Consider the following 24,570-nt stretch of genomic DNA (forward strand, 5'->3'; position numbering starts at 1 on the left):
CCTGGCGTCGCGTGCGGCACGGCCGCGGGGGCCGTGGAAGTAATCCTGGATCCACGGGTGGTCGACCCGTTCGATCTCCTCGACCGGCGCCACCGCGACCACCCGCTTGTCGGCCAGCACCGCGATACGGTCACAGATAGCGTACAGAGTGTCGAGGTCGTGTGTGATGAGGAACACGGTCAGTCCGAGCGCCTCCTGCAGCGTGCGGATCAGCCGGTCGAAGGCGGCCGCGCCGATCGGGTCGAGGCCCGCGGTGGGTTCGTCCAGGAACAGCAGCGGCGGGTCGAGCGCCAGCGCGCGGGCCAGGCCGGCGCGCTTGCGCATGCCGCCCGAGAGCTGGGACGGGAGCTTGCCGACCGCATCGGCCGGCAGGCCGGCGAGCTTGACCTTCAGCAGCGCCAGTTCGTAGCGCAGCTTCTCGGACAGGTCCCCGTGGTGTTCCTTCAGCGGCACCTCGACGTTCTCGCCGACGGTCAGCGACGAGAACAGCGCGCCGTCCTGGAACAGCACGCCGGTGTGGCGTTCGATGTGGCTGCGGCTCTCCGGGTCGCGCGACAGCGCATCGGTGCCCAGGACCTCGATGCTGCCGTCCTGCGGTGCGCGCAGGCCCAGGATCGCCCGCATCAGCACCGATTTGCCGGTGCCCGAACCGCCGACCACGCCGAGGATCTCGCCGCGCCGAACGTCCAGGTCCAGCCCTTCGTGCACGACCTGCTCGCCGAATCGGTTGACCAGACCGCGCACGCGGATGGCGACGTCGACGTCGACGTCGGGATTGGGGATTGGGGATTGGGGATTCGGTGCAGGCAAAGCAGATGTCTCCGGTCGCGTTCGTTGTGCTGTTCCCAATCCCTAATCCCCAATCCCGGTTTCACCATCCCATGTGCATGAACCAGATCGCGGCGAACGCATCGAGCACGATGACCAGCGAAATGGCCTGCACGACGCTCGAGGTGGTGCGCTCGCCGACCGACTGCGCGGTGCCCTCGACCTGCAGGCCTTCCAGGCAGCCGATCAGGCCGATGACCATCGCGAACAGCGGGGCCTTGGACATGCCGACCAGGAAATGCCGCAGTTCCATCTGCTCGTGCATGCGGGCCAGGTAGGCCTGCGGCGGGATGTCGAGGCTGAAGGCGCCGACCGACAGGCCGCCGACCAGGCCCGAGACCATCGCGATGAAGGTCAGCAGCGGCAGCATCGCCATCAGCGCGAGCACGCGCGGGATCACCAGCAGGTCGACCGGGTCCAGGCCCAGCGTGCGGATCGCATCGACCTCCTCGCGGCCGACCATCGCGCCGATCTGCGCGGTGAACGCGCTCGCGGTGCGGCCGGCCAGCAGGATCGCGGTCAGCAGCACGCCGAACTCGCGCAGGAACGCGATCGACACCAGTTCGACGACGAAGATCGTCATGCCGAAATCGGCCAGCACCGAGGCGCCCAGGAACGCGATCACGGCGCCGACCATGAACGACAGCAGCGCCACCAGCGGCACCGCGTCCAGCCCGACCTGCTCCATGTGGTGCACGGTCGAGGTGATCCGCAGCCGGCGCGGGGCGGCCACCAGGCGCACGAGCTTGACCAGCAGCTCGCCCAGGAAGCTCACCAGCGCCACGACCTCGCGCCAGTTGTCGTGCATCGTGTAGCCGAGCCGCCCGAGCGCGGCCGCGAAGCCGTACTCGCGCTTGCGCGGCGGCCGGTCGTCGGCCACTTCGTCGATCGCCTCGACCAGCGCGCGATGGTCGTCGCGGAAGCGGAACGCGGCGAAGTCCAGCTTGCGCGCCTGGGCGTAGTGCTGCAGCTGCAGCACCCCGACCGAGTCCAGCCGGTCCACGCCGGTCGCGTCAATCCCACTCGCGTCGCCCGCCTCGCGCAGCACCCGGTCGATCGCGCCCGCATGGTCGAGCGTCCAGTGGCCGCGCAGCCGCAGCGTGCCGCCGTCGACGGCGTCGGCGCTGGGCGAGGCGTGGCGGGAGGCGGTCATGCGATGCGGGCGGCCGGCAGGGCAAACGGGGATGAGGATACCGAAAATGCGTGTGATGCCGCGCATCACGCGTCGCCGGCCCGCCGCGCCCATGCGATGCTGTGCCGATGTCCACGACGATCGCCTCGCTGACCTCCGCCAGCTACGCCGCACGCATCGCGTTCGTGGTCGAGCTCGCCGAGCACCTGCACGCCTACGGCACCACCGCCCAGCGCCTGGAGGGCGCGGTGATCAGGGTGACCCAGCGGCTGGGCATCGACTGCGAGCCGTGGGTCAATCCCACCGGCATGATCCTGTCCTTCAGCGATCCGCTGCGCCCGCCCGGCGACAGCGACACCACGCGGGTGATCCGCATGCCGCCGGGCGACGTCGATCTGTACAAACTGTGCGAGACCGACCGCATCGCCGAGCAGGTGATGTCCGGCGGCATGGACCTGGCGGAAGGACACGCCGCGCTGCGCGCGCTCGACGAGCGCCAGCCCGGCCGGCTGGGCAAGGCGCTGCACGTGCTGGGTTTCGCGCTGGTCGCGACCGGCGTCGGCGGGCTCTGGCGCCTGCCGTGGGCCGACATCGCGACCGCCGGCACGATCGGCCTGCTGATCGGCCTGCTCGATCTTGTCACCCGCAACGGCACGCGGCTCAAGGAGGCCGGCGAGGCGCTGGCCGGCATGCTCGCCGGCGTCGTGGCGATTCTCGTGTCCGCGTTCGTGGCGCCGCTCAACCTCAATACCGTCATCATCGCCTCGCTGATCGTGATGCTGCCCGGCATGGCGCTGACCAACGCGATCAACGAGCTGACCAGCCAGCATCTGGTGTCGGGCACGGCCCGGTTCGCCGGCGCCATCACCACGGTGCTCAAGCTGACGATCGGCACGATCATCGCGCTGGCGCTGGCGAAGATGCTCGGCGTCTCACCGAACGTGCGCGCGCTGCGCCCGCAGCCCGACTGGGTGGAGTGGGGCGCCCTCGCGGTCGCGGCGGGCGCGTTCGCGATCCTGTTCCGCGCCGGGCGGCGCGACGTGCTGCTGGTGATGGCGGCCGCCGCGTCGGGCTACCTGATCTCGCGCTGGGTCGGCGCCGCGCCCGGGCCCAACATCGGCCTGTTCGTCGCCGCGCTGGCGGTGACCGCCGCCGGCAACGGCTATGCGCGTTGGGCCGACCGGCCGGGCGCGGTGATCCGCGTGCCGGGAATCATCATGCTGGTGCCGGGCAGCAACAGCCTGCGCGGCCTGATGAACCTGGTGCAGCAGCAGAACGTCGCCGCCGGCCAGGAGGCCGCGCTGCTGGTGATGAACATCGTCATGGCGCTGATTGCCGGCCTGATCTTCGGCAACGTGCTGCTGCCGGCGCGCAAGAACCTCTGACGGGTCGCGTCCGGCGCGCGGATTCGCGCGATTTCAGCGCATCTCAGCGGGCAGCTTGCGTCCACTGCCGCGCATCCATGCGAACGCCACGCGTGCTTCGCGTGGCCGGACCGCGAAGCGGCCTTGACCGAGGGGGGAGCGGCCTCCGGCGGGCAGGCTGCTGCCTATCCGAAGGAAACTGCCATTCCCGCGCCCGGGAGAAGAACCAGAAAAAAGGCGCCGACGGCGCCTTTTTCGTTCTGCAAGCGCCCGATTACTTGATCAGGAACTCTTCGAGCTTCTTGCCCTTCTTGATCTGGCCGGCCAGCCACAGCGGCTGCTTGCCGCGCCCGGTCCAGGTCTCGGCCTTGTTGGCCGGGTTGCGGTACTTCGGCGGCACCTTGCCCAGCTTGCGGCCCTTGGCCGGGCCGGTGCGACCGGCGCGCTTGGCGGCCGGCGCGGCAGCGCCGCCGGCACCGAACAGTTCGGCGACGCTGTATCCCTCGGCCGCGGCCAGGTCGGTGAGCTTCTTGCGGACCGAGGCCAGCGGCTTGCGCTTCTTGAGCGTGGTCTTGCGCTCCTTGGCCTGGGCAATCAGGGCATCGAGCTGTTGCGGGGAAAAAGCATTGAGGTCAAACGCCATTCGTATCGGCTCCGGCTGGTTAATGGGGATACCAGTCCATTGGCACTGGCGCATCATAATCCGGATTATCCGGCGAATACAAACCGCCGCCCCGGGGAATCGGGGCGGCGGCGTCGCGCGCAGGTGAAGCCCGGGAGATTATCCGGCACCGCGCCGGAAACAGAATCTCAGCCCCGCAGCCGCGAAAACAGCGACTCGCGGTCGAGATTCTCGGCGTCCGCTGCCGCGCGCGCGCGATATTCGTACGTGCCCGACGACAGGCCGCGACCCGAGACGACGACCCGGTGCGGCACGCCGATCAACTCGATGTCGGCGAACATTGCACCGGGGCGCAGGCCGCGGTCGTCGAGCACGGCGTCGATGCCGGCGGCCTGCAGTTCGCGATACAGCGACTCGGCGGCCTCGGCGACGTGGGGCTCGTTCTTGGGGTTGATCACGCAGACCGCGACCTGCCACGGCGCCATCGCCGCGGGCCAGACGATGCCGTTGTCGTCGTGGTTCTGCTCGATCGCCGCGGCGACGATGCGCGACACGCCGATGCCGTAGCAGCCCATGCACGGCACGACGGCCTTGCCGGCGGCGTCGAGGACCTTGAAGTCCATCGCCTCGGCGTACTTGCGGCCGAGCTGGAAGACGTGGCCGACCTCGATGCCGCGCACCATGCGCAGCTCGCCGCCGTCCTCGGCGCGGTCGCCGTCGACCACGTCGCGGATGTCGGCGACGACGTCCGGCTCGGGCAGGTCGCGTCCCCAGTTGACGCCGGCCAGGTGCCAGCCGGCCTCGTTCGCGCCGAACACGATGTCGGCCATCGCCGCGACCTCACGGTCGGCGACGATCCGGATCGCGCGCCGCGGCGCGACGGGGCCCAGGAACCCCGGCTCGCTGCCCAGGTGCTCGGCGATCTCCGCCTCGCTCGCGAGCCGGTAGTCGGCCAGTCCCTCGACCTTGGCGAGCTTGATCTCGTTGACCGCATGGTCGCCGCGCACCAGCGCGAGCACGAACTGGTCGCCGGCCATCAGTGCGACCGACTTGGCGGTGCGCGCGAGCGCGATGCCGAGCAGCGCGGCGACGTCCTCGCAGGTCTTCTGGGTCGGCGTCTCGACGCGGCGCAGCGTCTCGGCGGGCGCGGGGCGCGCGCCGGGCGCCGCGGCGCGCGCGGCCTCGACGTTGGCGGCGTAGTCGGAAGCGGTCGAGAACGCGATCGCGTCCTCGCCCGAGTCGGCCAGCACGTGGAATTCCTGCGACGCGTCGCCGCCGATCGCGCCCGAGTCGGCCTGCACCGCGCGGAACTCCAGGCCCAGCCGGGTGAAGATCCGGGTATAGGCCGCGTGCATCGTCTGGTAGGACGCGGCCATGCCGGCCTCGTCGATGTCGAACGAATAGGCGTCCTTCATCAGGAACTCGCGCGAGCGCATCACGCCGAAGCGCGGCCGGATCTCGTCGCGGAACTTGGTCTGGATCTGGTAGAAATTCACCGGCAGCTGCTTGTAGCTCGCCAGCTCGCCACGCGCGAAATCGGTGACCACCTCCTCGGCGGTGGGCGCGTAGCAGAACTCCTGCGCCTTGCGGTCCTTGACCTTCAACAGCTGCGGGCCGAACTTCTTCCAGCGGTCGCTCTCCTCCCAGAGCTCGCGCGGCTGGATGGTCGGCATCAGCAGTTCGATCGCGCCGGCGGCGTCCATTTCCTCGCGCACGATGCCCTCGACCTTGCGCAGCACGCGCAGGCCCAGCGGCGACCAGGTGTAGATGCCAGCGCCCAGCTTGCGCAGCATGCCCGCCTTGAGCATCAGCTTGTGGCTGACGAGTTCGGCGTCGGCGGGGGTTTCCTTTTCGGTGCGGAGGTGGAACTGCGACAGGCGCATCGGCGGCATCTGGCTCGGGATCGGACCCGACATTGTGCCATCCGGCCGCCCGCGCCGGGCCCGCGGCTCAGCCGCAGTAGGCGCGGACCGCGGCGCGGGCCAGTTGCAACTGGTCGACGCGTTCGGACGGGGCGAGTTCGCGCAGTTGGCCGTCGGCACCGGCCTGCCGGACCGGGCCGTCGGTCTCGAGCACGGCGATGTTGTCGCGCGCGCGCTGGCACTGCGCCTGCGGGCTGCCGTCGTCGGGCGTGGCGGGCACCGGTGCGACGACGGTTCGCGTGTCCGGCGCACCCGTCGTGGCGGGCGCATCGCCGGACTGGCGGATGCTGCGCAGTTGGTAGCGCACGCCGGCCGGCGGTGGCGTCTGGGAGTAATGGCTGACGCCGGCCGCGTCCTTCCAGGTGTAGACGTCGCTGGCGAGGCCGGGGCCGGTCGAGGCCAGCAGCGCGAGGCAGGACAGGGCGAGAGCGCGGCGCATGGCGGACTCCGGAGCGGACGAGCGCGATTCCAGCATCCCCCCGCCGCGGGCGCAACCGCGCGGTGCCGGACGCGCCCGCGCAGGCGCTACACTCGCCGGATGAGCGAGACCGACCCCACGCCCCGTCGCGGCCGCGGCATCTACCTGCTGCCGAACCTGTTCACCACCGGCGGGCTGTTCGCCGGGTTCTTCGCCATCATCGCCGCGTCCCAGGGGCGGTTCACCGCGGCGTGCCTGGCGATCTTCGTCGCGGCCATCCTCGACGGCATCGACGGGCGCGTCGCGCGGCTCACCAACACCCAGAGCGAGTTCGGCGTGCAGTACGACTCGCTCGCCGACCTCATCAGTTTCGGCATGGCGCCGGCGATGGTGATGTACCACTGGGCGCTGCTGTCGCTTCGGCTCGACGGCCCCACGCTGGGCAAGATCGGCTGGCTGGGCGCGTTCCTCTACGCCGCCTGCGCGGCGCTGCGCCTGGCGCGCTTCAACAGCCAGGTCGCGACCGTGGACAAGCGCTATTTCGTCGGGCTTGCGAGCCCGGCCGCGGCCGGGCTGATGGCCAGCTTCGTGTGGACGTGCCACGAGCTGGAATTCAGCGGAGACGACCTGCGCTTCGTCGCGCTCGGCGTCACTGTCGTCGCGGCGCTGCTGATGGTCAGCCGGATCCGCTACACCAGCTTCAAGGGCAGCGGCAGCGGGCCGCGCTCGGATCGCGTGCCGTTCGTCGCGCTAGTGGTCGCGGTGGGCATCCTGATCGCGTTGTGGGTGGATCCGCCCAAGACGCTGCTGGCGGCCTCGCTGCTGTACGCGCTGTCGGGGCCGCTGCTGTGGTGCCTGCGGCGACGCGGCCCCGCGGGAGCGACGCCGTGAGCTGGGATGCGCTGCAGTGCGCCGCGCTCGATGCGCTGGGGCACGTGCGCTACCGCGCGCAGTTGCCGGGGCAGACGCTGCCCGACGACGCGCTGCTCGATGCGCTGCTGCGTGCCGCCGGCCGCAGCCGCGATGCCGAGGACGCGTTCGCGATCTACCGCAGCCTGGGCGCGCTGCACGCGTTGCGCGACGCCGGCGCCAAGCGCGCGCTGTGGCCGACGCTGCGGCGGTTGCGCGCCCGCGCCCGCTGAGCATGGACGGGCGGATCGACGCGCCCCCGTCGCCTGCGCCGTCCGTCGCGCTGCGGCCGATGCGCGAGGAGGATCTCGACACGGTGATGGCGATCGAGCTGCGCGCCTATCCATTCCCGTGGACCCGCGGCATCTTCGACGACTGCCTGCGCGCCGGCTATCCCACCTGGGTGCTGCACGAAGCCGGCACGATCCTGGGCTACGGAGTGCTGAGCATCGCCGCGGGCGAGGCGCACGTGCTCAACGTCTGCGTCGATCCCCACGCGCAGGGACGCGGCCTGGGCCGGCGCATGTTCCGCGCGCTGGTGGATACCGCGCGCAGGCAGGGCGCCCAGCGGGTGTTCCTGGAAGTGCGGCCGTCCAATCCGCACGCGATCGCGCTGTACCACGACGAGGGCTTCAACGAGATCGGTCGCCGTCCGCGTTACTACCCCGCGCACCAGGGGCGCGAGGACGCGATCGTGATGGCGCGCGAACTGCTCGATCCGTGACGCGTCCGGGGCGGCGTGTCCGCCCCGGTTCCGACCGCCGATGCCGCGGCGCCCGGCGTCAGTACAGATCCACCGGATCGACGTCGAGCGACCAGCGCGTCCGGCGCGCCTCGGGCAGCGCGTGGATCGCCGGCAGCGCCGCGTCCAGGACCGCGTGCAGGCGCGCGCGGTGGTCGGCGGCCAGCAGCAGCTGCGCGCGCCAGGTGCCCGCGCGTCGCGGCATCGGCGCGGCGACCGGGCCGTCGAGCGACAGCGTCGGCAGGCCAGCGGCGTCGCGGCCGGCATGGCCGGCGAGCAGCGCACGGGCGGCCTGCAGGAAGGCCATCGGCGGCTGCGCCTGCGGCGATTCGGCGCGCAGCAGCGCCAGCGGCGCGAACGGCGGGAAGCCGGCGGCCTGGCGCTGATCGAGCTCGCCCGCGGCGAAGGCGTGGTAGCCGCCGTGCACCAGCGTCTGCAGCAGCGCGTGCTCGGGGTGGTGGGTCTGCAGCAGCACCAGCCCCGGCTTGTCCGCCCGGCCGGCGCGGCCGGCGACCTGGATCAGCAGCTGCGCCAGTTTCTCGCCGGCGCGGAAGTCGGCCGAGAACAGCCCCTCGTCGACGCCGACCACACAGACCAGCGTCAGGATCGGCAGGTCGTGTCCCTTGGCAAGCATCTGGGTGCCGATCAGGATGCCCGGGCGGGTGCCCAGTTCGGCGAACAGCCGCTCGAGCGCGTCGCGGCGGCGCGTGCTGCCGCGGTCGATGCGCAGTACCGGCACGTCCGCGAAGCGCGCGGCCAGCAGTTCCTCCAGCCGCTCGGTGCCGATGCCCTGAGGCTGCAGGCCGAGGCTCGCGCAGTCGGGGCAGGCCGGCGGCGCGCTCTGCCGGTGACCGCAGTGGTGGCACTGCAGGCGGCGGCCGCCGGCGTGCACGGTCATCGGGTGGGCGCGCTCGGGCGTGCTGCAGCGTGGGCAGTGCGCGCTCCAGCCGCAGTCGTGGCACAACAGCACCGGCGCGTAGCCGCGACGGTTCTTGAACACCAGGACCTGGCCGCCGGCGTCGAGCGCGCCGCGGATCGCGGCGAGCAGTTCGGGCGACAGGCCGGCCTCCAGCGGGCGCTTGCGCACGTCCAGCACGCGGACCGCCGGCGGCTTCGCGCCGCCGGCGCGCTGGGCGAGCCGCAGGTGCCGGTAGCGGCCGGCCACGGCGTTCTGCAGCGATTCGAGCGACGGCGTCGCGCTGCCCAGCAGCACCGGCACGCCGAGCGCCTTGCCGCGCACCAGCGCGAAGTCGCGGGCGTGGTAGCGGATGCCGTCCTGCTGCTTGTAGCTGCCGTCGTGCTCCTCGTCGACGACGATCAGCCCGGCATCGGGCAGCGGCACGAACACCGCCGACCGGGTGCCCACGATCACGCGTGCCTCGCCGCGCCAGGCCGCTGCCCAGACGCGCGCGCGCTCGCCATCGCCCAGCCCCGAGTGCAGCGCGTGCACCGGGACGCCGAGGCGGGCGCGGAAGCGGGCCAGCGTCTGCGGGGTCAGGCCGATCTCGGGGACCAGCACCAGCGCCTGACGTCCGCGCGCCAGGCACTGCGCGATGGCCTGCAGGTAGACCTCGGTCTTGCCGCTGCCGGTCACCCCGTCGAGCAACAAGGCCGCGAAGCCGTCGGTCGCGGCGACGGCATCGATGGCGGCGCGCTGCTCCGCGTTCGGGACCGGACCCGGCTGCGGGGCAGGCGCGAGCCGGGAGGCGGCGATGGCGATGCGTTCGGCCAGGCCCCGCGCGGCGAGCGTCCTGGCCGCGCCGCGCCAGCCCGGCAGCAGCAGGTCGAGCGCGTCCTCGTCGCGCGGCGCGGCCTGCAGCAGCTCGGCCAGCCGGCGCGGGCGGGCGCCGGGCTTCAGGCCCGGCACCGCGGCCTGGCCCGTCGCCGTCAGCTGCCAGGCCCAGGCATGGGTCTCGGGCAGCGGGTCGCCGCGGCGCAGCGCGGCCGGCAGGGCCGCCGCCAGCACCTCGCCCAGCGGCGCGTGGGTGTACCGGGACAGCCAGCGCAGCGAGGCGTCGAGCTCGCCCGCGACCAGCGGACGATCGTCGAGCAGTGCGAGGGCCTCGCGCAGCTGCGGCGCGTCGCCGGCCGGCGGTCCCACGTCGGCGACCACGCCGACGAGCTCGCGCGGGCCGAACGGCACCCGCACGCGGCGGCCGACGTGCCCGGCCCCGGCCGGGCCGTCGGCCGCCGGGAGGCGGTAGTCGAACAGCCGGGGCAGCGGCACGGGCAGCGCGACGCGCAGGACGTCGGGGTGGGGGGCGGGCATGGACACCGGCGAAGTCTAGGCGCTGCGCGCGACAGGCGGCAGGCCGCCCACACGTCGGCGCGGCAAACGCCGACCCTGGAATCGGCGGAGCGGCCAGCCATCGTCCGGCCGGGCGATTCCGCAGCCCCGGTCCGCCGTCGAGGTTTGCGGGCGAAATCTGTGGCCGGGCTCACCTTCCGCCCGCAAGTGACGGATTGGAAACGGATTCCGGCTTATCCACACAAGCTGTGGATAAGGCTGTGCATGAACGCGGCGAAGGGGCCCGACATCCGGCATTCAGTGCGGTAAAGGCTTCGTTGGACAAAAAAGTGCCAAAATCAAAAATCCATTTGATATCAATCGCTTGGCCGTGAAACATTGCTGTCATGCCGCGGTGCGGGCCGGCGGGCTTCAGCCAAATGACAGCTTCGTGAGTCCTGTGCACAACGCCTGCGCCTGCCGAGCGCCTGTGGAAAGCTCGCCCGCGGCTTGTCAAGTCTCGCCTGCATCGGCCCGGCCGCTATGATGCCGGGCCCGAACCGCCCGTCCCGATGAGCCCGACCCCGTCGTCCGCCTCCGGCCACTCGCCCGCCGCCGCCGCGTTCCTGCGGGGCGTGGAGCGACGCGCCGCGATGTTCGCGCAGTGGCAATGCGGGGACCTGGATGCCGGCGATGCCGCGGTGGCGGCGACGATGGCCGAGTTCGTCGGCGGCGCGTCGAAGGTGCCGTTCGCCGAATGGCCGCGGCGGTTCTGGTCGCTGCTGCTGGCCGCGCCCGCGCTGCGCGCCCCGCGCGCGTCGGGCGCCGACGACGGACTGCCGGCACTGGACGGCCTGGCGAGCGGACCGCGGGTCGCGGTGCTGCTGCGCCTGGCCGCCGGCCTGCCCGAGCACGAGGCGGCCGCGGTGCTGGGCGTGTCCCGTGCGACCTACCGGCTCGGGCTGCAGCGTGCCCTGCCGCACCGCGACGACGGCAGCCCCGACGCCGGCGCGTGGCGTGCGCTGGCCGCGGCGGTCCAGGCCGGCATCCGCGCGCTGCCGCCCGACCGGCTCGCGCGCCTGGCGGCCCTGCGCGAGGCCGCCCTGCGCGGCCGCACGCCGGCGCTGCGCCGGTACCCGGTCGCGCGCAAGGCGGTCGCCGAGATCGAGGCGGAGGCGGTCGACGGGCCGGAGGCCGCGCGCCGCCCGCGCTGGCTGTGGCCGGCGTTGGCGACCGTGGCGCTGGCGACGCTGCTGGCGCTGGCCGCGACCTGGCGCGACGCGCTGCGCGGCGCCCCGGCCGAGGACGAGATCCGCATCGAGGCGCTGGCCGACAGCGCGCCGGCCGCGCGCTACGACGCGGACGCCGCGCTGTTGACCGAGCGCGATTTCGAACTGCTGGCGGCCCCTGACGACGCCGCCGCCTGGCGCACGGACCCGGCCTTCTTCGCCTGGCTGGCGGCGCAGCGCGAACTGCCGCAGGACCAGACCGCCGATGCACACCTGCAACCGGCCCAGACGTCCGACGATGGCGAACCGGAGATCAGCGATGCCGAGCTCTGAGCGTGCGCGGCATCGCGCGGGCCGCGTGTTCGCCCTGCTGGCGCTGGCCGGCGCTGGTGCCGGCGCCTGGGCGCTGCCGCCGGCCTTGCCGCTCGATCGCCTGCCGGAGGCCGATCGCGCACGCCTGACCGCGCGCGCGGCGCAGCTGGCGACGATGTCGCCGGACGAGCGCGACGCGCTCGTGGCCCGGCGCGCGGCCTGGGCGGCGCTTCCCGCCGCCGAACGCGCGCGCCGCCGGCTGGCGTTCGAGGCGGTGTCCGACCTGCCGGAGGCCGATCGCGCGCGGCTGCAGCAGGCCGCCGCGTATTTCGCCGGCCTCCCCGAGGACGAGCAGCAGGCGCTGCGGCTGCGTTTCGAGCAGCTCGACCAGGGACTGCGCCGCGGCTGGCTGCTCGGGCCGACGCTGGGGGCCGAGTGGCCGCAACTGCACGCGCTGTTCGCGGCGATGCCCGAAGCCCAGCGTGCGCCCGCGATCGCGGCGTTGCGCGCGGCCTCGCCGCAGGCGCGTGCCGACCTGGCGGTGCTGGCCCAGCGCACGCCGCCGCAGGATCGCGACGCGCTGCGCCGGCAGTGGCTGGCCGTGCCGGCGCCCGAACGCGACGCCTGGCTGCGTGCGCGCGTCGCGCCCTGAGCCGCGCAGCTCAGGCCGTGTACAGCGCGTAGCCGGCCATCGGGACGGCGACGCTCAGGAACAGCGCGAGGTACAGCTGGCCGATCACCGCGAACTTGACCAGCGTCCACGGCCACGATTGGCCGTAGACGCGCTTCTGCATCGCCAGCAGGTAGATCGGCAGCGACCACAGCAACAGCGTCTGGGCCCAGCCGAGCGCATGCGCCGCCCAACCGGCGTGGGGCGCGAGCCAGCCGCCGGCCAGGGCGCAGCAGAACACGAGCAGCAGGCCGAGCATCAGCGCCGCGTGGCTGTAGAGCGCGATGACGACGTGCTCGAGGTACAGCCGGCGCTGGGACACGTAGAACAGCTTGAGCAGCACCGCGAACAGCGGGACCAGGATGAACAGCGTCGTCGGCGCGGCGCCGAGCAGCGCACGGCTGAAGACGCCCGGGTCGTCGCGCATGCGCATGAGATTGCGCTCGATGCGTTCGCCCAGCGGCCCGCCGATCGTCGGCGGGCCGGGCCTGCGGGCGACGGGCGTCGCGTCGCCCGCCCCGGCGTCGTCCCGGTCCGCGCCGTCCGCCGGTCCTGCGCCGTCGCCGCCGCCCAGCGCCTCGATCCGCGCGTGCGCTTGCTGCCGGAGCAGCGCCTCGGCTTCGTCGAGCTGCGGCCGCACGCCGGGGATCGCGCCGGCGACGCGGCGGGTCTCGTCGAGGTCGGCGAGCACGTCGTCGCGGACCGCCACCACCTCGGCGACGGTCGTCGCCGCGGCGATGCGTCCGCGCGTCTCGCGGTCGAGGCTGTCGGCCGCGATGCCGAGCGTCGCGCCGTCGACGAGGAACTTCGCGACGAAGACCGTCAGCAGCGTGAGGATCACGAACAGCCGCATCGGCGCGACGTAGCGCACGCGCTGCCCGGCCAGGTAGCGCGCCGCGACGCGGCCCGGCACCAGCAGGTCGCGCAGGGTCCGGAAGATCCGCCCGTCGAGATGCCAGAACGACTCGAACACCTCCTCGATCGCGTGGCCCGTGTGGCGCACCGGACTGTGCGTGGACTGGCCGCAGCGATGGCAGAACGCGCCCTGCAGCGGGGTCGCGCAGTTCTCGCAGGCGGCCGGTTGCGGATCGCGCGCGTGGGCATCGGGCATGGCAGGCACCGGTTCGTGTGGCGGTGGAAGGCACGCGCCGATCCCGCCGGCCGATGGCCGTTCCCCCGGGATGCGCGCGATGTCCGTAAAATAGCCGCCTTGCGCGCCCCGGCGCCAGCGCACGCATCGGTTTCGTACGCGCGGCCGCAGTCGCCAGAGTCGGTCCCATGTCCTCCCCTCCCGCCCTCCCGCGCTTCGGCCACGAAGTGCGCCGGACCGCCATCCTCGCCGCACCGCTGGTCGCAGGCCACGTCGCCACCGGCCTGATCGGCTTCGTCGATTCGGTCATCGCCGGCCACCACGGCACCCACACGCTGGCCGCGGTCGCGGTGGGCACGGCGATCTTCTGGCTGCCGCTGATGGTGCCGATGGGCACGCTGATGGCGGTGCCGCCCTCGGTGTCGCAGCTCGACGGCGAAGGGCGCCACGCCGAGGTCGGCCCGCTGTTCCGGCAGGCGCTGTGGCTGGCGGCCGGCCTGGGCGTGCTGCTGTTCGGCCTGCTGACGCTGCTGGCCCCCGCGCTCGGGCCGCTGGGCATCGCGCCGGACATCGTGCCCGGGGCGACCGCGTTCCTGCACGGCATCCGCTGGGGCGTGCCGGCGCTGACGCTGTACTTCTGCATGCGCTACCTCAGCGACGGCGTGCACTGGACGCTGCCCACGATGCTGTTCGGCTTCGGCGGCCTGGCGGTGCTGGTGCCGACCGGCTACGCGCTGGCGTTCGGCTGGGGGCCGTTCCCCGAGCGCGGGGCCGGCGGCCTGGGCCTGGCCTCGGCGATCATGATGTGGCTGCAGGCCTCGGGCTTCGCGCTGTACCTCGCGGTGTCGCGGCGGTTCGCCCGCTATGCGCTGTTCGCGCGGTTCGACCCGCCGCGCTGGTCGAGGATCGGGCCGCTGCTGCGCACCGGCCTGCCGATCGGGGTCACGGTGACGATGGAAGGCAGCCTGTTCGTCGTCACCGCGCTGCTGATCGGCCGGCTGGGCGAGATCGAGGCCGCGGCGCACCAGATCGCCATCAACGTCGCCGCGCTGTGCTTCATGGTGCCGTTCGGCCTGGCCGAGGCGACGACCGTGCGCGTGGGCAACGCGGTCGGTCGCGGCCTGGGCAGCGCCGGCGTGCGCCGCGCCGGCTTCGCCGGACTGGCGCTGGTGCTGGCGACCCAGACGGTGTCGGGCATCGCGCTGCTGCTGGGCCACGACCACGTGGTCCGGGCCTACACGCAGGACGCGGCGGTTGCCTCGCTGGCCGGCGCGCTGCTGCTGTACGCCGCGGCGTTCCAGTTCCCCGACGGCATCCAGGCACTGTCGGCCGGCGCGCTGCGCGGGCTCCAGGACACGCGCGTGCCGATGTTCCTGGCGGCCGCGGCCTACTGGGGCGTGGGCATGGCGCTGGGGGCCGGCCTGGGCCTGGGGCTGGGCTGGGGCCCGAAGGGCATGTGGCTGGGGCTGATCGCCGGCCTGTCGGTGGCGGCGCTGCTGCTGGGCGGGCGGTTCCTGCGCAGCAGCCGGCGCGTGGCGATGCCGTTGCCCGGCCGGCGGTCACAGTGACCACCGGCGCATGCATTCGCCGGGCCGCCCGGGTAGGCTGCCGCGGTGGGACGGATCGCGGCCCCGCCGCCGGCGCCCGCCGCGGATCGCAGTCCCCTTACCGATGATGGAGTCGTATCGAGCATGAGTACCGTTGTGCAGCCCCCGCGCGCCCCGTTGTCGCGCTTCATCGTCGGCCTCTGGGACGGCATGAACTTCATCCGCAGGCTGATCCTGAACCTGCTGTTCTTCGGCCTGCTGTTCCTGTTCGCGCTGCTGGTGCTGCTGGCGATCGTCGGCGGCGGCTCGCGCCAGGCGCCGCTGCTCGACCGCACGACGCTGGTGATCGCGCCGGAGGGCGAACTGGTCGAGCAGTACCGCACCGATCCGTTCATGCGTGCGCTGGCCGAGAGCGGCGGCGGCGGGACCGGCGAGGTGCAACTGCGCGACGTGCTGCGCGCGCTCGAGGCCGCCAAGCAGGACGCGCGGATCGAGCGCGTGCTGCTGCGCACCGACCGACTGACGTTCTCGGGCTACGCGTCGATGCGCGAGATCGCCGACGCGCTGGCCGAGCTGCGCGCGGCCGGCAAGCAAGTGGTCGCGTTCGGCGAATACTTCGGCCAGCAGCAGTACCTGCTCGCGGCGCAGGCCGACGAGGTCTACCTCGACCCCGAAGGCGGCATGATGCTCGAGGGCCTGAGCGGCTACCGCCAGTACTACCGCGAGGCGCTGGCCGACAAGCTGTCGGTGGACATGCACCTGTTCAAGGTCGGCGAGTACAAGTCCGCCGCCGAACCCTACATCCTCGACGGCGCCTCGCCCGAGTCGAAGGAAGCCGACCTGTACTGGATGAACGACATCTGGCAGCGGCACGTGGCCGACATCGCCAAGGCGCGCGGACTGACGCCCGAGGCGATCAATGCCGAGATCGATTCGCTGCCGTCGGGCATCGCCGCCGCGCAGGGCGACCTGGCGCAGTACGCGCTCGACCACGGCTACGTGGACGGCCTGAAGACCTTCGAGGAAGTCGAGCAGCTGCTGGCCGATCGCGGCGTCGCCGACGAGGATGCCGATGGCGGCTTCCGGCAGGTCGCGATGCGCGACTTCCTGGCCCACGTCGAGCCGCGTCCCGCCGACCGCCGCGCGCAGGTCGCGGTCGTCGTCGCCGAGGGCGGCATCACCGGCGGCGACCAGCCGCCGGGCACGATCGGCGGCGAGTCGACCTCGGCGCTGCTGCGCGAGGCGCGCGAGGACGACCACGTCAAGGCGGTCGTGCTGCGCGTCGACTCGGGCGGCGGCGAGGTATTCGCGTCCGAGCAGATCCGCCGCGAAGTCGACGCGCTCAAGGCCGAGGGCAAGCCGGTGGTGGTGTCGATGGGCGACGTCGCAGCGTCGGGCGGCTACTGGATCAGCATGAACGCCGACCGCATCTATGCCGACGCGTCGACGATCACCGGCTCGATCGGCATCTTCGCGCTGGTGCCGACGTTCCCGCGCACGCTCGAGAAGATCGGCGTGCGTACCGACGGCGTCGGCACGACCCGCTTCGCCGGGGCGTTCGATCTGTCGCGCGAGCTGCAGCCCGAGGCCGGGCAGGCGATCCAGGCGATCATCGACCGCGGCTACCGCAACTTCATCGGCAAGGTCGGCGACGCGCGAGGCCGCAGCAGCGAGGAGATCGACACCGTCGCCCGCGGCCGGGTCTGGAGCGGCACGCAGGCGCTCGACCGCGGCCTGGTCGACGAGCTCGGCGGGCTGCGCACGGCGATCGCCAAGGCGGCCGACCTCGCCGACCTCGGCACCGATGCCTGGCGCGTGCGCTACGTCGAGAAGACCGCGACCCCGTTCGGGCGCTTCCTGACCGGCCTGGTCGGCAGCCGCGCCGGCGGCCTGCTGGTTGGCCACAGCGACTTTGCGCGCGGGCTGCTCGCCCGTGCGGTGCCGCGGGCCGAGCAGGACCTGCGCCTGCTCGAGAGCGTCATGACGCCGGTGCCGGGCAAGCCGGTCAAGGCGGTCGCCTACTGCTTCTGCGAGCTGTAGCGGGCCCGCAAAAAACGGTGCGCTTCCCGACGGGACGCGCTCGATCGGGGTCGGCGCGCACTGATTGGAACGTGCACGCCGACCCCTTTTTCTTCGGTCAGCGCCTGACGTCCAGGCGCCCGCTGTCGACCAGCGCGGCGACGTCGTCCGGCCCGACGAGATTGAAGTCGCCCGGCACGCTGTGCTTGAGTCGCGCCGCGCCCAGGCCGAACGCCAGCGCCTGCGCATCGGCCATCCCCGACAGCACGCCGTGCAGCACGCCGGCGGCGAACGCGTCGCCGCCGCCGATGCGGTCGACGATGCCCTCGACCGGCAACGGGTCGATCCGGTGGACAGTGCCGTCGCGGTGCACGAGCAGCGCGCCGAGCGTGTGCGCGTCCACGCTGCGGACCTCGCGCTGGGTGCAGGCGATCCGCTGCAGGTGCGGGAAGTGCGCGAAGGCGCGCGCTGCGGCGGCGACCGTGCGCTCGGCCGCCGGCAACGCCGCCTTGTCGTTCGCCGGGCCGAGGACGAGGTCCACGTCGCGGTGGTCGATGAAGGCGATGTCCGCCTGCGCCAGCAGCGCGTGCAGCAGCGGTGCGGGGCGGTCGTTCCAGGTCGCCCACAGCTTCGGACGGAAGTTGCCGTCGAACGACGCCAGCGCGCCGCGTGCGCGTGCGGCGACGAACGCCTCGGCCGCGGCCTGCGCGCCGGTCGGGCCGACCGCGGCCGTCACGCCCGAGACGTGCAGGCAGTCGATGCCGTCGAGCATGGATTGCCAGTCGTAGCTGTCGGGCGCGGCCCGCGCGAACGCCGAGTCGGCGCGGTCGTAGACGACGTCGCTGGGCCGCAGGCCCGCGCCGGTCGCCAGGAAGTACAGGCCCATGCGGCCGGCGACGCGGCGCACGCGCGAGACGTCGACGCCATGGCGACGCAGTTCGCCGAGCGCGGCCTCGCCGAGCGCGTTGTCGGCGACGGTACCGGCGAACGCGCTGTCGTGCCCGAACCGCGCGAGCGAGACCGCGACGTTGGCCTCCGCACCGCCGACGTGGACCTGCAATTGCCGGGTCTGCAGCAGCGGTTCGCGCCCGGGGGCGCCCAGGCGCAGCAGCAGTTCGCCGAAACAGAGGATGCGCTTGCCCATGGAGCGGGTGCCTTCGGTGCGGGCCGGCGCCTGGCGCCCGGCGGAACGGGAAAGTCTGTCGCGCCGCAGCATGCTTCGCAAACGGCCTTCTGATAGCGTTTGGCCCGCGGTGTCATTCCGGCGCCGGCAACACCATATCAAGCGCGCCATCGCAGTCAAGACGCGCCATACCACGTACCGGGTACCTTGGGAGGGGAACGTACATGAGGCAGTGGGTCGATTCGAAAAAGACACCGGTTACCTTGCTCGCGACGGGGATCGCGCTGGCGCTGCAGGCGGCCGCCTTCCCGGCGCTCGCGCAGCAGCCGGCGGGCACCGGCGAGCAGGCGGCCGAGCTCGACACGGTGCGAGTGGTCGGCTACCGCGCGAGCGTGGAGAAGGCGCTCGACATCAAGCGCGGCGAGGCCGGCGTGGTCGATGCGATCGTCGCCGAGGACATCGGCAAGTTCCCCGACCTCAACCTCGCCGAATCGCTGCAGCGCATTCCCGGCGTGGTGATCGCGCGCGACGCGGGCGAGGGCCGGCAGATCACCGTGCGCGGCCTGGGGCCGGACTTCACCCGCGTGCGCATCAACGGCATGGAGGCGCTGACGACCGTCGGTGCGTCCGACCAGAGCGGCGGTTCCAACCGCGGGCGCGGCTTCGATTTCAACGTCTTCGCCTCCGACCTGTTCTCGCAGCTGATCGTGCGCAAGACCGCGTCGGCGGAGGTCGAGGAAGGCTCGCTCGGCGCCACGGTCGACCTGCGGACCGCACGCCCGTTCGACTACGACGGTCTGACCGTCGTCGCCAGCGGCCAGGCGAGCTACAACGACATGGCGGCGAAGGCCGACCCGCGCGTCGCCGGCCTGGTCGCCAACACCTGGGCAGACGGCCGCTTCGGTGCCTTGCTGTCGGTCGCCTACAGCGAGCGGCAGGCCATCGAGGAAGGCAGCGGCACCGGGCGCTGGGCCAATGGACCGAGCAACGGCGGCTTCGCGCCCGGCTCGCCGTTCACCGAAGCCCTCGGCGCCAACGTCTTCCATCCCCGCTTCCCGCGCTATACCCGGATGGAGCACGACCAGACACGCACCGGCGTCACCGGTTCGCTGCAGTTCAAGCCGAACGACCGCATGGAGTTCTCGCTCGACGGCCTGTACTCGAAGATCGACGCCGAGCGCGACGAGAAGTACATCGAGGCGATCTCCTTCAGTCGCAGCGGCACCGGCAAGCCGCAGACGATCGTCCGCGACGGCGTCGTCGACGGACGCGGCGCACTGGTCTACGGCCAGTTCGACAACGTCGACATCCGCTCGGAGAACCGCCACGACGAGTGGAACACCGTCTTCACCCAGCTCACGCTCGACGGCAAGTTCGACGTTACCGACAATTTCACCCTGTCGGGCAAGCTCGGTACGTCGAAGTCGGAGCACGAGAACCCGATCCAGACCACGATCATCATGGACAAGGTCGACGTCGACGGGTACAGCTACGACTATCGCGGCGATCCCTACCGGCCGGTCCTGAACTACGGCATCGATCCGCTGGATCCGACCGGCTGGACGCTCGCCGAGATCCGCCTGCGGCCCCAGTACGTCGAGAACGAGTTCGACAGCGCGCAACTCGACTTCAACTGGAACATCAGCCCCGGGTTCCGCCTCAAGGGCGGCGTGCAGGCGAAGGACTACGCGTTCTCGACCCGCGAATTGCGCCGCAACTCGGAAGGTGCCGTTCCCGGCTTCGGCGACGGCAGCGCGATCGTGCCGCCGGACCTCACCAGCACGGGGGGGCTGAGCGGTATCGAGGGGTCGCCCGGGCGCTGGGTGATCCCCAGCTACGAGCGCATCGCCGACTACTTCGGCATCTACAGCGGCCAAGGCACCTTCGCGTTGACCGAGCGCGCGGTCAACACCCGCAGCGTCGAGGAGCAGGACCGCGGCATCTACCTGCAGGGCGAGTTCTCGACCGACCTGGGCAGCATCCCGTTCTCGGGCAACTTCGGCGTGCGCTACGTGCGCACCAAGCAGTCCTCGACCGGCATCGCGACCGCCAGCGGCACGCCGGTCGCCTCGACGGTGTCGCGCGAATACAGCGACACGCTGCCGTCGATGAACCTCGTCGCGGAGATCGCGCCTGACTTCCTGATCCGCTTCGGCGCCGCACGCGTGATGTCGCGGCCGGGGCTGGGCTCGCTGACGCCGGGCGTCACGGTCAATGTCAGCGGCGGCGCCCGGACGGTCAGCGGTGGCAACCCGACACTCGATCCGATCCGCGCCGACACCGCCGATCTGGGCTTCGAATGGTATTTCGACGAAGGTGCGATGCTCGGTCTGGGCTTGTTCTACAAGGATCTCAAGACGACCATCCAACCATTCCGAGAGGTGCGCAGCTACGCGTCGAGCGGGCTGCCGGCCAGCCTGCTCGAAGGAACGGGGGCGACTGTCAATGACGACTTTGTCTTCAGCGTGCCGCTCAACACACCTGGTGGCCCGCTCAAGGGCTTTGAGGCGAACTATGTTCAGCCTTTCACGTTCCTGCCCGGTGCCTGGCGCAACTTCGGCGTGCAGCTAAACTACACCTACGTCGACACCGACATCCAGTATGTGACGGCGAGCGGCGCGACCTCGTTGCGCGAGCGTTTGCTCGGCTCGTCGAAGACGTCATGGAACGCGACGCTGTTCTACGAGGGCGAGAGCTTCTCGGGACGCGTGTCGGCGACCAACCGCGACGACTACCTGATCCAGGTGCCGGGCCAGGAAGCGGGCTTCACCGAGGACGTGCATGGGCAGACAGGGACCACGACGATCGATGCGTCGCTGCGCTATCGCATCAGCGACCAGATCGAACTGAGCCTGGAAGGCATCAACCTCACCAACGAGCCCTCGGAAACCTGGATCGGTGCGGCCTCGCGCCTGCCGCTCGACTACAGCGAGACCGGCCGGCAGTACCTGATGGGCCTGCGCTACAAGTTCTGATCCATCGCGGTGCGATGCGACGGGGCGGCCTTCGGGCCGCCCCGTTCGTTTGTGGGGATCGGGGCAGAGCTGCGGCCGAGTTGTGTCGCCGGGCAAGCTGCGACATCGAGCTCGCCATCGACACGGCAAGCGACGGACCGCCGGCGAGCCGTCTTGCTGCGCTGCAAGATGCATCGTTCGTGTCAGCGCTGTTACCGTTCGGCCCCTCGAATGACCATCGGTGTCATTTGCATGGAGGACGCGCTGAGCGACCTCCTGTCCGAGCACGCCCTGGGGAGGAGCCCACCATGCACTGCACGCCCGATCGCCGGAAGACACCGGTTTCCCTGCTCGCCGCCGGCATCGCCGTGGCGCTGTCCGCCCCCGCGTTCGCCCAGCAGACCGGCGATGGTGCCGGCCACGTGTCGGACATGGCCGCGGTGACGGTCACCGGCTATCGCGAGAGCCTGCAGAAGTCGCTCGACGAGAAGCGCTACAGCGTCGAGCAGGTCGATGCGATCTTCGCCGAGGACATCGGCAAGTTCCCCGACCAGAACCTCGCCGAATCGCTGCAGCGCGTGGCCGGCATCTCGATCGACCGGGAGGGCGGCGAGGGCCAGCGGATCTCCGTGCGCGGCCTGGGCTCGGACTTCACCCGCGTGCGCCTCAACGGACTCGAAGCGCTGGCGACGGCCGGCAGCGGCAGCGCCGGCGTCAACCGTTCGCGCGGGTTCGACTTCAACACGTTCGCGTCCGAGCTCTTCAGCCAGGTCAAGGTCAACAAGACCCAGTCGGCGCAGATGGACGAGGGCTCGCTGGGCTCGACGGTCGACCTGCGCGGCTCGCGCCCGTTCGACTTCGACGGCTTCCGCGCCTCGGCCAGCGGGCAGCTGGGCTACAACCAGCTCTCGGAGGAGAGCGATCCGCGCGTCTCGGGCCTGATCAGCAACACCTGGGCGGACGGCCGCGTCGGCGCGCTGCTGTCGGCGTCCTACAGCGAGCGCACGATCTTCGAGGAAGGCTACAACCCGGTGCGCTGGGAGCACGGCAACCACCGCAACTCCAACCAGTCCAACGCCAACAACAACGGCACCTACGGCTTCTGCTCGCCCATGGGCTACGACCCGCAGACGCCGCGCAATCCGACCGCTGGCGAGCTCGGCAACCCGAGCAGCAACAACGGCTATGGCACCTGGGGTGTCGACGCGGCCAACTGCGGCACCGGGCTGCCGCGTCCCGAGGGCTCGCAGGCGAACATCGACGCCTACGAGACCGCGACCAACGCCTGGATCCCGCGCTACCCGCGCTACATCCGCACCAAGCACGAGATCGAGCGCCTCGGCGTGACCGGCGCGCTGCAGTTCCGGGTCAGCGACGACACCCTGCTGAGCTTCGACGCGATGTACTCCAAGCTCGACAAGGACCAGCGCGAGGATTCGCTCGGCGCCAACCTGCACCGGGCGGCCAATCTCGGCGGCAAGACCCAGATCGTCGTGCGCGAGGCCCAGGTCGACGACCGCAACCGGCTGGTCTACGGGGTCTTCGACAACGTCGATTTCCGCACCGAGTCGAGCCAGATCGAGGAATCGACCGAGTTCAAGCAGTTCAGCCTGCAGCTCGAGCACCGCTTCAACGACGCGGTGCGCCTGGATGCGACGATCGGGCATTCCTCGTCCGACTACGCGCGTCCGGTGTTCTCGATGGTCAGCTTCGACAACGCCAACCTCGACGGCTTCGTGCTCGACATGCGCGGCGATCCGCAGATGCCGAGCATGACCTTCCCGTTCGACACCAGCAGCGCCGACGCCTGGTCGTGGCTGGGCTACGGCGCGGTGCCGGTGAACGCCAACGGCACCGCGCGCGGTGCCAACATCAGCGAGGTGCGGCTCAATCCGAACTACGTGGAGAACGTGTTCGACACGGCGAAGGTGGACCTGGCCTTCGACCTCAATCCGAGCCTGACCTTTCGCACCGGCCTGGCGTGGAAGGACTACGAGATGCGCAGCGAGGAGTACCGGCACATCAGCTACGGGCGCCTGCCGCAGGCGCTGCCCGCCGGCGTGTCGCTGGGCGACCTGAGCACGACGCTCGACGGCTTCGGCAAGAACCTCTCGGGCAGCATGCCCGCCTCGTGGCTGATCCCGGACTTCGACCGCATCGCCGACCTGCTCGACATCTACAGCGGCGCCGACAACGGCGTGCCCGGCGGCGACTACCGGCTCGCGGGCATCGGCCACTTCGGCTCGTCGAACAACAACTTCGAGGTCACCGAGCGCAGCATGGCGGTCTACGGCCAGCTCGACTTCAACACCGACCTGCTCGACCGCGCGCTGCGCGGCAACGTCGGCGTGCGCGTGGTCAAGACCCAGATCGACGCGTCGGGCTGGGCCCCGTGCCCGGCCGGCGGCGAGGCTAACTGCCAGAGCTTCTTCGGCGTCGCCAGCGCGACCGCCGATGCGGGCGAGCGCCTGCTGGTCGGCACCACGGTCGGCCACAGCTACACCGACGTGCTGCCGTCGCTGAACCTGTCGTGGGACCTGACCGAGAACTTCGTGCTGCGCTTCGGCGCCGCCAAGACGATGGCCCGGCCGACGCTGACCTACATGTCGCCGAGCGTCAGCGGCGGGCCGACCAACTTCTTCGACGACGGCCGGGTGTTCTCGATCAACCTCGGCAACCCCAAGCTCGACCCGTTCCGCTCGACCAACTACGACCTCAGCGCCGAGTGGTACTTCGCCGAGGGCGCGCTGCTGTCGGCGGCGGTGTTCTACAAGGACATCGACAGCTACGTGCAGCGCACCCGCCTGCTGAGCACGTGGTCGGACCTGGGCTATGCGCTCGACCTGCTGCCGCCGGGCTTCACGCCCGAGACGATCTTCAACGTGCAGAGCTACTACAACACCCCGGGCGGCCCGCTGAAGGGCTGGGAGCTGACCTACCAGCAGCCGTTCTCGTTCCTGCCGGGCTTCTGGCGCAACTTCGGCGTGCAGATGAACTACACGCACGTCGATTCGGACATCGAGTACATGTTCAGCACCGCGGCCAACAGCAATGCCACGGTCGTGACCACGGTGACCGAGAACCAGCTGGTCAACCTGTCGCCCAACTCGTACAACGCGACGCTGTACTACGACGACGGTCGCTTCAGCGCGCGCGTGTCCACCAGCTACCGCGACGGCTACATCGGCGAGATCCTCAGCCGCGAGAACGTCTGGGACCTCGACGGCAACCAGCTGGGCACGGCCGACGTGACCGGCAAGCACAGCGTGCGCAACGTCGACTTCAACATGTCCTACAGCGTCAACGACAAGCTGAGCCTGACGTTCGAGGCGATCAACCTGCTCGACACCGCCGACCGCCGCTATGTCGACTCGGACCTGATGCTGCCCGATCGCTACACGGTGACCGGCCGGCAGTACTACGTCGGTGCCCGCTATCGCTTCTGACGCCGCCCCGCGCCGC

18 protein-coding genes are annotated in these 24,570 nt (G+C 71.5%); 10 read left to right on the forward strand and 8 right to left on the reverse strand.

Going from position 1 to position 24,570, the window contains the following annotated elements; all coding sequences use genetic code 11:
- A partial coding sequence (locus tag WQ56_RS10130) for an ABC transporter ATP-binding protein (protein ID WP_047137094.1) occupies positions 1-810 on the reverse strand: 810 nt, incomplete at its 3' end.
- Positions 811-871: 61 nt separating this feature from the next.
- The gene (locus tag WQ56_RS10135) at positions 872-1,981 is read right to left on the reverse strand and encodes an ABC transporter permease (protein ID WP_047136999.1); all 1,110 of its coding nucleotides are present in this window, start codon (positions 1,979-1,981) and stop codon (positions 872-874) included.
- Between the two features lie 107 nt (positions 1,982-2,088).
- Between WQ56_RS10135 and WQ56_RS10140 the strand changes: the two genes are divergently transcribed.
- Entirely contained in the window at positions 2,089-3,345 is a 1,257-nt protein-coding gene (locus tag WQ56_RS10140) for a threonine/serine exporter family protein (RefSeq protein WP_047137000.1), read from the forward strand.
- Positions 3,346-3,598: 253 nt separating this feature from the next.
- Here WQ56_RS10140 and WQ56_RS10145 read toward each other — a convergent pair whose 3' ends face one another.
- From WQ56_RS10145 to WQ56_RS19080, 3 genes are all read right to left on the reverse strand, one after another.
- Positions 3,599-3,967, reverse strand: a complete 369-nt coding sequence (locus WQ56_RS10145) for an H-NS histone family protein (protein WP_047137001.1) — start codon at positions 3,965-3,967, stop codon at positions 3,599-3,601.
- A 167-nt stretch (positions 3,968-4,134) separates the two neighbouring features.
- Complete coding sequence (locus WQ56_RS10150) at positions 4,135-5,829, reverse strand: proline--tRNA ligase (RefSeq protein ID WP_047137095.1); 1,695 nt, start codon at positions 5,827-5,829, stop codon at positions 4,135-4,137.
- Positions 5,830-5,896: 67 nt separating this feature from the next.
- Positions 5,897-6,307, reverse strand: a complete 411-nt coding sequence (locus WQ56_RS19080; protein WP_047137002.1) for a DUF4124 domain-containing protein — start codon at positions 6,305-6,307, stop codon at positions 5,897-5,899.
- A gap of 99 nt (positions 6,308-6,406) precedes the next feature.
- Here WQ56_RS19080 and pssA point away from each other — a divergent pair, with 99 nt between their 5' ends.
- Genes pssA through rimI form a run of 3 tightly spaced genes read left to right on the forward strand, consistent with a single transcriptional unit; the run spans position 6,407 to position 7,919 of the window.
- On the forward strand, positions 6,407-7,177 hold the full coding sequence (gene pssA / locus WQ56_RS10160; protein ID WP_047137003.1) for a CDP-diacylglycerol--serine O-phosphatidyltransferase: 771 nt from the start codon (positions 6,407-6,409) through the stop codon (positions 7,175-7,177).
- Positions 7,174-7,428 (forward strand): hypothetical protein, encoded by a 255-nt coding sequence (locus WQ56_RS10165; protein ID WP_047137004.1) that lies wholly within the window; start codon positions 7,174-7,176, stop codon positions 7,426-7,428. Before pssA ends, WQ56_RS10165 begins: the two co-directional genes overlap by 4 nt.
- 2 nt (positions 7,429-7,430) lie before the next feature.
- Positions 7,431-7,919 carry a ribosomal protein S18-alanine N-acetyltransferase gene (gene rimI / locus WQ56_RS10170; protein WP_047137005.1) on the forward strand — a complete coding sequence of 163 codons (489 nt, stop codon included), beginning with the start codon at positions 7,431-7,433 and terminating at the stop codon, positions 7,917-7,919.
- Between the two features lie 58 nt (positions 7,920-7,977).
- Here rimI and WQ56_RS10175 read toward each other — a convergent pair whose 3' ends face one another.
- Entirely contained in the window at positions 7,978-10,206 is a 2,229-nt protein-coding gene (locus WQ56_RS10175) for a primosomal protein N' (RefSeq protein ID WP_047137006.1), read from the reverse strand.
- A 530-nt stretch (positions 10,207-10,736) separates the two neighbouring features.
- Between WQ56_RS10175 and WQ56_RS10180 the strand changes: the two genes are divergently transcribed.
- Both WQ56_RS10180 and WQ56_RS10185 read left to right on the forward strand, forming a co-directional pair.
- Positions 10,737-11,726, forward strand: coding sequence for a hypothetical protein (locus WQ56_RS10180; protein WP_052772956.1), 990 nt, complete (start codon positions 10,737-10,739; stop codon positions 11,724-11,726).
- The gene (locus WQ56_RS10185) at positions 11,713-12,357 is read left to right on the forward strand and encodes a DUF3106 domain-containing protein (protein WP_197076475.1); all 645 of its coding nucleotides are present in this window, start codon (positions 11,713-11,715) and stop codon (positions 12,355-12,357) included. Before WQ56_RS10180 ends, WQ56_RS10185 begins: the two co-directional genes overlap by 14 nt.
- A 10-nt stretch (positions 12,358-12,367) precedes the next feature.
- Here WQ56_RS10185 and WQ56_RS10190 read toward each other — a convergent pair whose 3' ends face one another.
- Positions 12,368-13,486 carry a DUF3667 domain-containing protein gene (locus WQ56_RS10190; protein ID WP_047137007.1) on the reverse strand — a complete coding sequence of 373 codons (1,119 nt, stop codon included), beginning with the start codon at positions 13,484-13,486 and terminating at the stop codon, positions 12,368-12,370.
- Positions 13,487-13,653: 167 nt separating this feature from the next.
- Here WQ56_RS10190 and WQ56_RS10195 point away from each other — a divergent pair, with 167 nt between their 5' ends.
- On the forward strand, positions 13,654-15,033 hold the full coding sequence (locus WQ56_RS10195; protein ID WP_047137008.1) for an MATE family efflux transporter: 1,380 nt from the start codon (positions 13,654-13,656) through the stop codon (positions 15,031-15,033).
- Between the two features lie 123 nt (positions 15,034-15,156).
- The gene (sppA, locus tag WQ56_RS10200; RefSeq protein ID WP_047137009.1) at positions 15,157-17,052 is read left to right on the forward strand and encodes a signal peptide peptidase SppA; all 1,896 of its coding nucleotides are present in this window, start codon (positions 15,157-15,159) and stop codon (positions 17,050-17,052) included.
- Positions 17,053-17,149: 97 nt separating this feature from the next.
- Here the strand turns inward: sppA and WQ56_RS10205 are convergent, their stop codons facing one another.
- A complete protein-coding gene (locus WQ56_RS10205; protein WP_047137010.1) occupies positions 17,150-18,175 on the reverse strand; it encodes a sugar kinase in 1,026 nt (341 codons plus the stop codon).
- Positions 18,176-18,378: 203 nt separating this feature from the next.
- On the opposite strand from WQ56_RS10205, the gene WQ56_RS10210 reads away from it, so the two are divergent.
- Positions 18,379-21,129, forward strand: a complete 2,751-nt coding sequence (locus tag WQ56_RS10210) for a TonB-dependent receptor (RefSeq protein WP_047137011.1) — start codon at positions 18,379-18,381, stop codon at positions 21,127-21,129.
- A gap of 287 nt (positions 21,130-21,416) precedes the next feature.
- A complete protein-coding gene (locus WQ56_RS10215) occupies positions 21,417-24,554 on the forward strand; it encodes a TonB-dependent receptor (protein ID WP_082132334.1) in 3,138 nt (1,045 codons plus the stop codon).
- The last annotated feature ends 16 nt before the right edge of the window (positions 24,555-24,570 follow it).

It is taken from the genome of Luteimonas sp. FCS-9, from assembly GCF_001014645.1.
Taxonomy (GTDB): domain Bacteria; phylum Pseudomonadota; class Gammaproteobacteria; order Xanthomonadales; family Xanthomonadaceae; genus Luteimonas.

What these genes read in the sequence shown, in the direction of transcription:
- WQ56_RS10145 (WP_047137001.1), bottom strand. Translation starts at nt 3,967, where the DNA reads ATGGCGTTTGACCTCAATGCTTTTTCCCCGCAACAGCTCGATGCCCTG.
- WQ56_RS10135 (WP_047136999.1), bottom strand. Translation starts at nt 1,981, where the DNA reads ATGACCGCCTCCCGCCACGCCTCGCCCAGCGCCGACGCCGTCGACGGC.
- pssA (WP_047137003.1), top strand. Translation starts at nt 6,407, where the DNA reads ATGAGCGAGACCGACCCCACGCCCCGTCGCGGCCGCGGCATCTACCTG.
- WQ56_RS10195 (WP_047137008.1), top strand. Translation starts at nt 13,654, where the DNA reads ATGTCCTCCCCTCCCGCCCTCCCGCGCTTCGGCCACGAAGTGCGCCGG.
- rimI (WP_047137005.1), top strand. Translation starts at nt 7,431, where the DNA reads ATGGACGGGCGGATCGACGCGCCCCCGTCGCCTGCGCCGTCCGTCGCG.
- WQ56_RS10140 (WP_047137000.1), top strand. Translation starts at nt 2,089, where the DNA reads ATGTCCACGACGATCGCCTCGCTGACCTCCGCCAGCTACGCCGCACGC.
- WQ56_RS10205 (WP_047137010.1), bottom strand. Translation starts at nt 18,175, where the DNA reads ATGGGCAAGCGCATCCTCTGTTTCGGCGAACTGCTGCTGCGCCTGGGC.
- WQ56_RS10175 (WP_047137006.1), bottom strand. Translation starts at nt 10,206, where the DNA reads ATGCCCGCCCCCCACCCCGACGTCCTGCGCGTCGCGCTGCCCGTGCCG.
- WQ56_RS10190 (WP_047137007.1), bottom strand. Translation starts at nt 13,486, where the DNA reads ATGCCCGATGCCCACGCGCGCGATCCGCAACCGGCCGCCTGCGAGAAC.
- WQ56_RS19080 (WP_047137002.1), bottom strand. Translation starts at nt 6,307, where the DNA reads ATGCGCCGCGCTCTCGCCCTGTCCTGCCTCGCGCTGCTGGCCTCGACC.
- WQ56_RS10185 (WP_197076475.1), top strand. Translation starts at nt 11,713, where the DNA reads ATGCCGAGCTCTGAGCGTGCGCGGCATCGCGCGGGCCGCGTGTTCGCC.
- WQ56_RS10150 (WP_047137095.1), bottom strand. Translation starts at nt 5,829, where the DNA reads ATGCGCCTGTCGCAGTTCCACCTCCGCACCGAAAAGGAAACCCCCGCC.
- WQ56_RS10210 (WP_047137011.1), top strand. Translation starts at nt 18,379, where the DNA reads ATGAGGCAGTGGGTCGATTCGAAAAAGACACCGGTTACCTTGCTCGCG.
- WQ56_RS10215 (WP_082132334.1), top strand. Translation starts at nt 21,417, where the DNA reads ATGCACTGCACGCCCGATCGCCGGAAGACACCGGTTTCCCTGCTCGCC.
- WQ56_RS10180 (WP_052772956.1), top strand. Translation starts at nt 10,737, where the DNA reads ATGAGCCCGACCCCGTCGTCCGCCTCCGGCCACTCGCCCGCCGCCGCC.
- sppA (WP_047137009.1), top strand. Translation starts at nt 15,157, where the DNA reads ATGAGTACCGTTGTGCAGCCCCCGCGCGCCCCGTTGTCGCGCTTCATC.